The sequence below is a fragment of the Lysobacterales bacterium genome, from assembly GCA_019634735.1.
Lineage (GTDB): Bacteria > Pseudomonadota > Gammaproteobacteria > Xanthomonadales > UBA2363 > Pseudofulvimonas.
On sequence record JAHCAT010000001.1, the window covers coordinates 117,696 to 129,624 of the forward strand.

An 11,929-nucleotide genomic window follows, 5' to 3' on the forward strand; every position below is an offset into this window, starting at 1 on the left:
CGTCCGCGTCCGCGGCCCGCGGCGGGCGACGACGGTGAGCGGCGAACCGTTCACCGACTCCCGGCGCCTGACCGGACCGAACCCGTATTTCGCGGGCACCGGGGCGGCACTCGAGGCGGGGCCGGAGGCCGCCGTCGGCGACGCCACGCTTGCGGCCTGGCGTGCGACGGTCGAACAGGTGCGGGCACACCTTGTTTGGCCCACGGGCCCGCTGCTGGCGCGCCGCCACTGCCGGGGCGCCTCGCTGGTCCTTGCGGCCCCTGCCGACCAGCTCTACACCGCCACCGAGCTCAACGAGTGGGCCTGGCTGCTGGCCTTGGCCAGCGCGGGCGAGGCCGTCGAGGCGCCGCTGGCGCCCGGCCACCCGGCCCTCCACGACCGCGACGCGGCGCTGGCCACCCTGGTCCGCATGGCCGCCGCCGAGGCGCAGCCGGCCCTCGTGCCGCTGCTCGCGCGTGCCCAGTCCGCACGACTGCCGGTGCTGCTCGACGAGGACGCGCTGACCCTGGGCAGCGGCCGTACCGGCCGGACCTGGCCGCTCGCGGCGTTGCCCGCCACCGACGAGGTGCCGTGGCCGGCACTGGCCGTGGTCCCCACCGCCCTGGTCACCGGCTCCAACGGCAAGACCACCACGGTACGCCTGCTGGCGGCGATGGCGCGCGCCCACGGCTGGCGCACCGCGCACAGCTGCACCGACGGCCTGTACCTGGACGCGGACCTGCTGGACGGCGGCGACTGGTCCGGACCGGCCGGCGCGCGCACCCTGCTGCGCCGGCCCGAGGTCGAAGCCGCGGTGCTGGAGACCGCGCGCGGCGGCCTGCTGCGCCGGGGCATGGCGCTGGCACGCGCCGATGTCGCGCTGGTCACCAACATCAGCGCCGACCACTTCGGCGAGTACGGCATCCACGACCTGGACGACCTGGCCTGGGTCAAGCTGACCGTGGCGCGTGCCATCGAGGCCGACGGCGTGCTGGTGCTCAATGCCGACGACCCGGTGCTGGTCCGCCATGCCGCAGCGCTGGCCTGTCCGCTGGCCTGGTTCGGGCTGGACGCATCGGCGCCGGCCCTGGTCGCCGCGCGTCAGGAAGGCCTGCACTGCTGCGCACCCGAAGCCGGGCACCTGTGGCTGCACGAAGACGGCGTCAGCCATGACCTGGGCGCCGCGGCATCGATGCCGCTGACTGCCAGCGGCAGCGCCCGCTACAACCTGGCCAACGCCGCCGCCGCGGCACTGGCCGCGCGCGCCCTGGGCATCGCACCGGCCACCATCGCCGACGTGCTTGCGCGCTTCGGCGCCAGCGCCCGCGACAATCCCGGCCGTCTGCAGCGTTGGCAACTGGATGGCCTGGCCGTGCTGCTCGACTACGCCCACAACCCCGAAGGCCTGACCGGCCTGCTGGAGGTCGCGGGCCGCCAGCCCGGCGGTCGCCTGGCGCTGCTGCTCGGCCAGGCCGGCAACCGCGAGGACGCGCAGATCCGCGACCTGGCCACCGCCGCCGCGCGCTTCGCGCCCGACCGCGTGGTCCTCAAGGACATGGAGGGCTACCTGCGCGGCCGTGGCGCCGGCGAGGTCGCCGGCATCCTGGCCCGCGCCCTGCACGACGGCGGCGTTCCGCCCGAGGCCCTGGTCGAATGCCTGGACGAGGTCGAGGCCGTGCGCGGCCTGCTCGCCTGGGCGCGGACGGGCGACACCCTGGTCCTGCCCGTACACAACGCCGACGCCCGCGACCAGGTCTGCGCCCTGCTCGATGCCCTGGTCGCGGTGGACTGGCGGCCTGGCCAGGCGCTTCCGGTTGTCCTGCCACCCTCTTGATGCCCGTTTCGGTGAGCGATCAGGCAACGGATGAAGCGCGTAGCCTGGATATGGGGTCGGACACATCCCTGGAGGCAGCGGTGTTCGTGGCGCTGGTCGGGGGCCTGGAAGCCCTCTGTTTTCCAGCACCGGATGTGGTCGAGACACGCGCGCGTCTCGGGGTACTGGCCAGCACGGACAGGGACGCCGGGCTTCGGTCCGCCCGCAGCGCATCTGGCGGACGCGATTGGCAGGCCTTTGTCAGGCTGGCCATGCCGGCCCAACTGGACAAGGCGGCGATCCTGGCAGCGCATCGCATGCTTTTGCCGGGGCACCCGTGGGCCGGACGACTCCGGCCGCCCGGTCGGTGTGTGGTTCGTTGCCCCAGTACCGGGCTGGTGATCCACACACCTCCGCCGGCAGCACAGGTACCTGCTGGCCTTGCTCGTTGGTTGGCGGGCGCACACCCGGACGACGGGAATCCATTCTGGCCGCTCGACGCCTTGCTGGATCTGCTGATACTCCACCCCCTGGCCGACGGCAATGGTCGGGTCGCGCGCCTGTGCACCGCAGCCCTGTGCTGGCGGAACGGCCTCCGCGACCCTCAGTGGTTGCACGCCGTCGGGGGCCTTTATCGCCACCAGGGCCAGGCCATTCGCGCCGGCTCGATGGAGGTCGCGGCGGGGCGGGGGCGCCAGCCCTGGCACACCGCCTGTCGACAAGCCATGGATCAGGCCCAGGCGTGGTGGAGCGGCCAGAGGCTTCAATGGTCGCTTTGGTGGTTGCAAGCCGGGAGAGAGCGACCCCCACCCGTGCTGCCAATCGGATCCCTGCCCTCATGGGCGGTGTGAGCTTGCATCAGGAGTACAAAAAGCATAGGTTCCAAGAAAGGTTTTTGGCATTGAAGCGCACAAATGACCACTCCGTCACACTTCGCGCGTACTGTTCCGGAGCTGGTGCACGGCCGAGCAGCCTCGACAACGGAATCCCGATCGCTGCTGGGCCGCTATGTTCTGGTCGCCCTGTTCGGGCTGGCCGCCGCGAACCCGGTGCAAGCCCGGCTTGTATGCGGCCAGACCTCCGTTGGCGCTGGCGCCTATCAACCCGCTGGATGCGTCTGGATTCCTGACAGGCATGGTGGTCCTGGCGGCGGTGGCGGAGGCGGCGGAGGCAGCACCGATTTCCAGAACGACGATTTCTGGGGCAATGGCGGAAACAACACCCAGGTCGTCGACGCCACGATCCCTGGATGCGGAACGCTGTCCGGAAACCCGATGGTCATGGCCACGGGCAACAAGGTCGACCGCTTCGTGGACTTCCGGAGCGAGGGAGAGATGGCCCTGTACCTCGAGCGCCGTTACAACCACTACTGGAACCACCCAGGTCTGTTCGGGCGCCACTGGCTGAGCAACTTCGACTATTCCCTGGTGGCGGACGGGGACGACCTTGTCTGGGCGCAGCGGCCCGATGGCCGCCGAATCCGCTTCCTTTGGAATCAGGCAAGCCAACGCTTCCTTGAGGACAAGGCTGGGCCGGTGGCCTATCTGCTTCGGCATGGAGATCAAAGCTACACCTTGCACACCGAAGACCTGATGGTCGAGACCTATGACCGTTTCGGGTATGTCCGGACAGTCCGAAATCGGCAGGGCATCGGCTGGACATTCAGCTACCAGGACAACTACCTGCAGTCGGTGACCCACACCGGTGGACGGCAAGTCGAGTTCCATTGGACCCAGGGACGCCTGACGCGCGTCGTCGACCCGGCAGGTGCCTGGTTCGACTACGACTACGAGGTGAACGCCTACGGCGCGGGGTTCCATCGGCTGAGGACAGTGACGCTGCCTGGACCGCCCGCCACCATCGTGACCCACCACCATGAACTCGGCGCTTTTCCCGGAGCCTTGACAGGACTTTCCTACGACGGCGTCCGCTACAGCTCCTTTCAGTACACCGGTGACGGCCGCGTCTGGCGCAGCCAGCACAGCTTCTTCATCAACCGCTACGACCTGACCTACTCAGTCGTTCCAGGCGGTCCCCTCAACCCGCCGCCGCGCCCGCCGCCGCCCGGTGGCGTGTGCAATCCCAACACCAATACCTGCGTCCACCCTCAGGGCACCCTGTCGCCGGGCGACAGCGAACAGGCTGCAAGAGAGCGGCAGGAACAAAGCGAGGCCGCGATCGCGCTGATCGCCAGCCAGGGTCAGGTGCAATCGGTCACCGAGGTCTCGCCCCTGGGCCGCCAGACCATCTACCAGTTCGAGGAGGGGCGACGCCTGACCAAAACCGACGGCCAGCCCTCACCGAACTGCCCCGGCTACACCGCGGCGAGCACCTACGATGTCAACGGCTACCCCGATCTTGTCGACGACTTCGAGGGCCATCGCACCGACTACGACTACAGCGCCGCAGGACGGCTGGAACGCAAGGTCGAGGGCGTCGGCACCGGGCAGGCCCGCACCACGGTTTACGAGTGGGACACGGTGAACAACCGCCTGGATCGCATGACCGTGCAGGGCGACCGCGAGGAGACCTACCTGTGGCGTCCCGATCATCGGCCGGCCGGCTTGACGGTGCGCAACCTGTCCAGCCATGGCGTCGCCGGGCAGGTGCGCACCACCACGGTGAACTTCAGCCTGCACGGCAACGGCATGGTGCATCAGGTGACCGTCGACGGGCCGTTGCCCGGTCCCGGCGATGCCGTGGTGAGCACCTACAGCGTCCAGGGCGATCTGCTGGAAGTGCGCAACAGTCTGGGTCAGGCGACGACCTACAGCCAGCACAACGGTCGCGGCCAGCCGGGCCGGGTGGTCGGCCCGAACGGCGAGGCGGTGGAGTACCAGTACGACCAGCGCGGCCGGGTGACCCGGGTGCGCACCTTCCGCAATGCCGGCAGCCAGGACACGGTGTACACCTATGCCGCCTCGGGTCTGCTGGCCAGCATCAGCCACCCCGACGGCGTGGTCGAGACCCTGGAACACGACGCCGCCCGGCGCCTTGAGGCGATCGTCTGGAACCAGGGCGGCGACACCCTCGAGCAGCGCTGGGATCTGGACGCGGCCGGCAATCCCACGCGCAGCACGCTGCGTCGCAACGGCACCCTCCAGCAGCAGGCCTGGACCGATTACGACGAACTGGGCCGGGTCCGCGCGCGGCGCGGCAACGACGGCCAGCACCAGCGTTTCGAGCACGACGGCAATGGCCGGTTGCGCTTCATCCGGCCGACCACCGGTCCCGCCACCGAGCTGCGCTATGACGCCCTGGGGCGGCTGGAGCGCCAGCTCAATGCCGCAGGCAGCACGGTGTTCGCCCACGACGCCGGCGACCGGGTGCGCCAGGTGACCGATCCGCGCGGACTGGTCACCCACTACGAGCACGATGGCTTCGGCCAGCTCTGGCGCCTGGACAGCCCGGATACCGGCCTCACCACCCAGCAGTGGAGCGCTGGCGGCCTGCGCACCAGCCTGACGCGCGCCGATGGCGTCACCGAGACCTTCGGGCATGACACCCTGGGCCGGCCGACCAGCCGCACGGCCGGCGGCGTGACCCACACCTGGACCTGGGACAGCGCACCGGGCTGCAACCACGGCCTGGGCCGGCTGTGCCGGGTGCAGGACCCGCACCAGACCCTGGTGCTGGGCTATACGCCCTACGGCGAGCTGGCCAGCCAGGCGGCCACCGTGGCCGGCACCGGCTACACCCACAGTTTCGGCTACGACGGCCGTGGCCGCCTGGCCCGGATCGTCTATCCGGGCAACATCCAGGCCGACTACACCTGGAACCAGGGCGCGATGACGCACCTGGCGGTCACCCTTGGCGGGCAGTCGCACACGGTGATCAGCGGCCTGCACTGGGCCTTCGATGCCGGCGAGGGCAACCACTACCACGAGCGCACCTATGGCAACGGCCTGCGTCGCCGCGACTACCACGACCGCGACGGCCGCCTGTACAGCATCGTCAGCAAGCTCGGGCAGGGGCTGCGCTACGCGTTCGATGGCAACGACCGGATCACCGGGATCACCAACTTCGCCGACGGCGCCCAGAGCCAGGGCTTCACGTACGACGACCTGGACCGCCTGACCGGTGTCAGCTCGGTCGGCCTGGGCAACCAGACCTTCGATTACGACAACAACGGCAACCGCCGAAGCCACACCCTGGCGGGCGCCAGCGCCACCTACACGATCAGCCCGACCAGCAACCGCCTGACCCAGATCAGCGGCGCCCAGCCGCGCGGCTTCGGCTACCGGGCCAGCGGCGAACTGAGCCAGGTGAACGGCTCGCTGCCGGGCGGCGACCGGGTGTTCCGCAATGGCTTCCAGGTCACGCCGGCGCCGGTGTACAGCTTCAGCTACGACCCGTTCAACCGCCTGTCCGGGGTCAGCGGGCCGGGCGTCGACGCCGGCTACCAGGTCGCCGCCACTGGCCTGCGCGTGCACAAGACCGTGCAGGGCCGCAGCACGCGCTTCGTGTACAGCCCCGGTGGCCAACTGCTGTACGAGCATGCCGTGCAGGCCAACCGGCGCAGCGCCCATCTGTACTTCCAGGGCCAGCCGGTCGGCCTGGTGCGCGATGGCGTGCTGTACTTCGTGCTGCCCGACCACCTGGGCCGCCCCGAGCTGCTCAGCGACGGCCAGGGTCAGATCGCCTGGCGCGCCCGGCTGCGCGCCTTCGACCGCCAGGTGCACCTGGACCGGATCGGCGGCTACGCCCTGGGTTTCCCGGGCCAGTACCACGACGACGAGACCGGCCTGGCCTACAACGTGTTCCGCGACTACGATCCGGCGACCGGGCGGTACATCCAGTCGGATCCGATCGGGCTGGCGGGTGGGCTGAATACCTATGCGTATGTCGGGGGTAATCCGATATCGGGAATTGATCCACTGGGATTATGCGAGTGTTCAAGCCAACCCCCACCTGAGCCGAGAGTGACGGTTTTTTCTCAAAGCTCTCGCGTACTGGCGAGCAAGGCGAGCGCGGATCGATTCAACGACATGTGGAATAATTACGATCAATTCGGTAGCGAGATGCGCATGCTCGTTGCAGGCGCAGCAGCCCTTGCTCCGCAATCCAGAATTCCTGGGGCAGTGCTGCTCGGATATCAGGGTGCTCAGGCATTCCTTGGGGGGGCGTCGAGGGTCTATGCAGAGCAAGGCTACTCAGTAACTACGGGCGTTATAAGTGTTGATGGAAGAGCTGGGGTGACTACAGTTGTTCGCGATAGGGAAGGAAACATCTATCGCCAAAGAGTCGTTATGGCCGAAAGCTGCTTAGACTGAGTGGTGGGAATATGAAGACCGTCGTCTCTCTGACTTTATTTTCACTTCTATTTGCAGCGCTATTTTTTCAGCTGCCAAGAATGCTTGTAAATCCGAGCGAGGGCCTTATGAGTAACATCCTCAACAAGGATGTCGTTTGGGGGCCATTGCGAAAAGCGAGAATAGGCTTGTACATTCATTTCGGCGCCAGCCCCGATGATTCCCCTTATGCCGGCAATTCTATCCTCGAAACCGCCGTGATCTATAAAGACCAGTACTTTATTGAAAAGTATGCCGACATTTCAGAGGACAGCACTCTGGCGAAGAGCATGAGTATAGCCTGCGTCTCAAAAAACGAAGAGGCCATTTATGCGCTTCGAACTATTATATTGGAGAGAGGGATGGTCCCGGAGTGTCCATCGAGGGGGCTAGAATCATCATATCAATAATCGCCCTTCCGAAACGCGCCGAACATTCGGGACTATGTCGCTCCGTGTGGATGACTTCCCAGAGCGTCCGTGGCATGGCGGGCAGGTACGCTGGGCCGGGTGGATCTAGTCTTGCCTCTATCTGGTCAGGTCTATAGACCCATTGGGCCTGGTATGTGGTTGCCCTGGCGCGGGTGAAGTGAAGCCGATTGGACGTAAGCGTCCGCTGCCCACCTTCCCCTTAATCTCAGGCTCCGGCAGGTTGTTCCGGTCTAACCGGGGTCGATGGTAATGGTGCATGAAGATGCGTGGCGCTGGCGTTCGCATGTGCTGTCGCAGCAGATGAGCGGCCTGAGCCAGGCGGCGTACTGTCGGATTTGGCGGATTCCGCTGTATGTGTTCGTGGCCTGGCGTCGGCGCTGGTGGGCGGCGCAATTGGCGCCGCTCGAGCTGGTCCCGGTCAGCCCGAGGGACGGCTGATGCAGATCCCGACGCAGTGGTACCTGGCGGTGGCGCCGTGTCGAGCGAAACCCAGTCTCACGCATTAAGGCGAAACCCACCTTTACGCACGTTGGGTTGGGGCAAGGCCGGGCCCCGCTGTCGGTATCCGAACAAGCATGCCGTGTGGGCCAACCGGCGCAGTGCCCACCTGTACTTCCAGGGCCAGCCGGTCGGCCTGGTGCGCGATGGCGTGCTGTACTTCGTGCTGCCCGACCACCTGGGCCGCCCCGAGCTGCTCAGCGACGGTCAGGGTCAGATCGCCTGGCGCGCCCGGCTGCGCGCCTTCGACCGCCAGGTGCACCTGGACCGGATCGGCGGCTACGCCCTGGGTTTCCCGGGCCAGTACCACGACGAAGAGACCGGCCTGGCCTACAACGTGTTCCGGGACTACGATCCGGCGACCGGGCGGTACATCCAGTCGGATCCGATTGGGTTGGCGGGTGGGCTCAACACCTACGCTTACGCACTGAGCAATCCGGTCAGCTTCTTCGACTCACTTGGGCTGGTGGCCGCGTCGGGGGCGATGGCGTACTGTTTGGAGCAAATATTCGGCCAATCGGTCGCTGGGGTCCGCATCAGAAGCAAGCAATTTGTTCGCAACAATTTTGTGACGACGCGAAAAAACTCCATCAGACTTCCGCCCAGCTTGTCCGTCGACGAGTTCTTCGCCAGGCCTCATCTGGTTTTGCATGAGTATTACCATGTATTGGCGCAATGGAATACTGGCGAGATGACGCGACGATCCTATCTTGCGGAGGTTGCACGGAGCGGCTCATGGGCTGAGGGGAACAAGTATGAAGATGCGGCTGATGCGTTCGCGGATAGCAATTTCGCCGCATTTCAGGATTGTCTCGACAAGGCTAAGGCGTGCAACTGATTATGAAGCATCTTACATGTCTTCTGTGTTTCGCCGGGATTCTCGTCGGCTGTTCAATGTTTGGTGGTGATCTGATTGTTCGAGTATCTGGGACAGTTCCCGTTGCTCAGTCCGGAGATGTCGCCCCCGAATGCAGGCTCGACGTGGCCTCCGTTGAGACTGGCAGACGGACGCCATCTCATGTCGTTCAATCAAAGTTCTCTACGCCTGTAATGGTTGTTGTTGCCTCAAATCCAAAACCCTATTACTTTAGCGTTCAGTGTGAGAGTGGCCGTGAATTTCGATCGCGAGTGGTCCAGATCCATAGCCGCAGCAGGGATTTCGAACTGGGAATCCTCGGCGAGATCAAGGTTGAAGGGCGGCCGGAGTCGAATTGACATTTCGGGCCACGAACCAGCGCAGCCACGACCTGTACCTCGACGGCCAGCCGGCCAGCCGGTCGGCCTGGTGCGCGATGGCGTGCTGTACTTCGTGCTGCCCGACCACCTGGGCCGGCCCGAGCTGCTCAGCGACGGCCAGGGTCAGATCGCCTGGCGCGCCCGGCTGCGCGCCTTCGACCGCCAGGTGCACCTGGACCGGATCGGCGGCTACGCCCTGGGTTTCCCGGGCCAGTACCACGACGACGAGACCGGCCTGGCCTACAACGTGTTCCGGGATTACGATCCGGCGACCGGGCGGTACATCCAGTCCGACCCGATCGGGTTGGTGGCTGGAATCAACACCTATGCCTATGTTGGGGGAAACCCGATATCCTTCATTGATCCATTGGGGTTGGATAGATGTGTTTGCCCAGCAGGATCATCAAGAGATGAGCAGATCTATGCGACCAGAATGACCCAACTTACCCAACGGCAAGTTGACGCATTAAATAGACAATATCAGCAGCGGTCTGCCGTAAACGCCTACGGGCAAGCTGCAGTGATAGGAGGTGTTGCGACCATCGTTCCATTCCTGCGAGTCCCAGTTGAAGTTGCCCGCTGGGCGGGTCCGGTTGGATATGGGGTGGGTCTCGCACATGGTGCATCTGGATTGGGCAGTGCTGGGGAGACGCCTTATTCGTCAGCGCTGGGTGGGCGTATGACAACGCAATTCTACGATCATGGGAGCCACATTCAGCAAGTCCGAGAGTTCTTCGACGCTGGCGGGAACTCTATGGGCAGGCAGGCAACTGAGCATTGCGAATGAGAAACAATCGTTCTGACAGAAAGCGCATCATTATTCATCTTCTGATGGCGGCGATATTCTTTTTGTCGATCACCGCTGCCCTTCTTTGGAGGCTGGGTAGAATTGGATGAGCTTGCAGGCAGCCGGCCAGTGAAAGTGCATGGCATCCGAGGCAGTGCGGCGATCTACTATTGGAGCTAATGAAGAACTCCTCTGCGGGGGGGGCGTGACACGGCCTTGTCCAGTCATCAAGAGCCGCAAAGTGGCACTGAGTCTCACGCGTTAAGGCGACACCCACCTTTACGCATCTCGGGTTGGGGAAAGGAAAGGCCCTCGCAGTCGGTTTCCAAACAAGCATGCCGTGCAGGGCAACCGGCGCAGCGCCCACCTGTACTTCCAGGGCCAGCCGGTCGGCCTGGTGCGCGATGGCGTGCTGTACTTCGTGCTGCCCGACCACCTGGGCCGCCCCGAGCTGCTCAGCGACGGTCAGGGCCAGATCGCCTGGCGCGCCCGGCTCCGTGCCTTCGACCGCCAGGTGCACCTGGACCGGATCGGCGGCTACGGCCTGGGTTTCCCGGGCCAGTACCACGACGACGAGACCGGCCTGGCCTACAACGTGTTCCGGGACTACGATCCGGCGACCGGGCGGTACACATTCACGGCTTACGGTCAGAACCCGGCAGCAGAGAAACACATGAACGAATGCAACAATCGAGTCGGCGCTTCTGTCGCTGGCAGTGCGGTTGGTTGTTCGTGGCAAGCATGAACGAACTCAATAGCGGTTTGTTGATCGTCATCAGGCCGTGAGTGGAGAGCTGAATGAATCCTCCCCGCTTCTTTGCCCGATTGGCCTTGGTTGTCCTGGTTGCTTGCACCACGTCTTGTTCAGCAGCGGTTAGAGTCGAGATCAGCAACAACTCAGGGATGGAAATCAGCAGTATAGAAATGGTCGCTGGATCATCGGGTGCGCTCCTGGAAATTCTGCCTGGTGGGATGAGCGCGACGCAGGTCCTGGTTCCTCGGGTTGACTCCGCACTTGATCTCGAGTTCGAAACAGCCACCGGCGGTCGTCACAAGTGCGTGATCGACGTGTATTTAACACGCGGCCTAAGAGGTCGAATCGGCGTGGAGATCAACTCAAACTTGTCTTGTGCTCTTCGTTTCGACGAAACGTCCATCTGGCCTCAATGAGCCCAGCCAGCACTGGAGATAACCAAATCTGGCCGGTCGCTACGACGCTCAGATCCGAGCTTCAGCGGGCAGAACCAACAGAATCGTCAGTGCTTACGGGGTTGGAGTTGCGATTTCGTCGGCCGGAGGACCGTAAGACTGCGGTTGTGATGGTGGCGGAAGATGAACCATCTGCGCGTGCGCTGACACAGATCACCTGATGGGGCACCTCTTCTTGATCAACGCCTCGGAGCAATTGATGAAGATTTTCCCAGATCTCGATAGCACAGACGAGGAATCAATCGGGTTCGAAGTGGACAGCGCGTATATAGGAATTTCCGGTATCACCCGCCTGCTGGAGCGCCTGCCAGGTGTAGAAAAAGTGGTTCGACGAGCACCCTTTCAGAAATGGGGGGACGTCAGGGTGAGGTTCACCTACCACGACATCGATTTCGTGGTGATTGAGCCCTTCGGCGATAACTCAAGGTACTGGATTGGCCCAGTCGAAGGTGGTCAGGTCGACACTCGCGAATTGAAGGGCTCATTTCAGGAACACGATCCAGCTTGGCCACGAAAGCTCCTTGCCACACTTCTGGGTGTGGAATGGCCCAGCTCGTCGTTGGAAAGGCTTGCGCGGAAGAAATCAAGGTAGCCAGTTGCCCTGATACGTGCGAACAAGCGGCCCCCCGTCTCGAAACAAGTTGAGCGATGGCCCCACGACAGCCTCAGCGTGCCGACGCCGCGA

General features: G+C 64.6%; 10 protein-coding genes. All 10 read left to right on the forward strand.

The annotated features are described in order from the left end of the window. Nucleotides 1-34: 34 nt before the first annotated feature. The 10 genes from KF823_00490 (at nt 35) to KF823_00535 (ending at nt 11,836) form a co-directional block, all read left to right on the forward strand. Nucleotides 35-1,813, forward strand: a complete 1,779-nt coding sequence (locus KF823_00490) for a Mur ligase (protein MBX3724380.1) — start codon at nt 35-37, stop codon at nt 1,811-1,813. Continuing rightward, nucleotides 1,813-2,643 carry a Fic family protein gene (locus KF823_00495; protein MBX3724381.1) on the forward strand — a complete coding sequence of 277 codons (831 nt, stop codon included), beginning with the start codon at nt 1,813-1,815 and terminating at the stop codon, nt 2,641-2,643. Before KF823_00490 ends, KF823_00495 begins: the two co-directional genes overlap by 1 nt. A gap of 63 nt (nt 2,644-2,706) precedes the next feature. Then, on the forward strand, nt 2,707-7,065 hold the full coding sequence (locus KF823_00500) for an RHS repeat protein (protein ID MBX3724382.1): 4,359 nt from the start codon (nt 2,707-2,709) through the stop codon (nt 7,063-7,065). Nucleotides 7,066-7,076: 11 nt separating this feature from the next. After that, entirely contained in the window at nt 7,077-7,493 is a 417-nt protein-coding gene (locus KF823_00505; protein ID MBX3724383.1) for a hypothetical protein, read from the forward strand. 270 nt (nt 7,494-7,763) lie between these two features. After that, the gene (locus KF823_00510; GenBank protein MBX3724384.1) at nt 7,764-7,952 is read left to right on the forward strand and encodes a hypothetical protein; all 189 of its coding nucleotides are present in this window, start codon (nt 7,764-7,766) and stop codon (nt 7,950-7,952) included. 238 nt (nt 7,953-8,190) lie between these two features. After that, on the forward strand, nt 8,191-8,850 hold the full coding sequence (locus KF823_00515; protein MBX3724385.1) for an RHS repeat-associated core domain-containing protein: 660 nt from the start codon (nt 8,191-8,193) through the stop codon (nt 8,848-8,850). Between the two features lie 486 nt (nt 8,851-9,336). Next, nucleotides 9,337-10,035 carry an RHS repeat-associated core domain-containing protein gene (locus tag KF823_00520; protein MBX3724386.1) on the forward strand — a complete coding sequence of 233 codons (699 nt, stop codon included), beginning with the start codon at nt 9,337-9,339 and terminating at the stop codon, nt 10,033-10,035. Between the two features lie 340 nt (nt 10,036-10,375). Beyond that, a complete protein-coding gene (locus tag KF823_00525) occupies nt 10,376-10,780 on the forward strand; it encodes an RHS domain-containing protein (GenBank protein MBX3724387.1) in 405 nt (134 codons plus the stop codon). A 53-nt stretch (nt 10,781-10,833) separates the two neighbouring features. Continuing rightward, entirely contained in the window at nt 10,834-11,205 is a 372-nt protein-coding gene (locus tag KF823_00530) for a hypothetical protein (protein MBX3724388.1), read from the forward strand. A 199-nt stretch (nt 11,206-11,404) separates the two neighbouring features. Further along, nucleotides 11,405-11,836, forward strand: a complete 432-nt coding sequence (locus tag KF823_00535; GenBank protein ID MBX3724389.1) for a hypothetical protein — start codon at nt 11,405-11,407, stop codon at nt 11,834-11,836. Nucleotides 11,837-11,929: the final 93 nt, after the last annotated feature.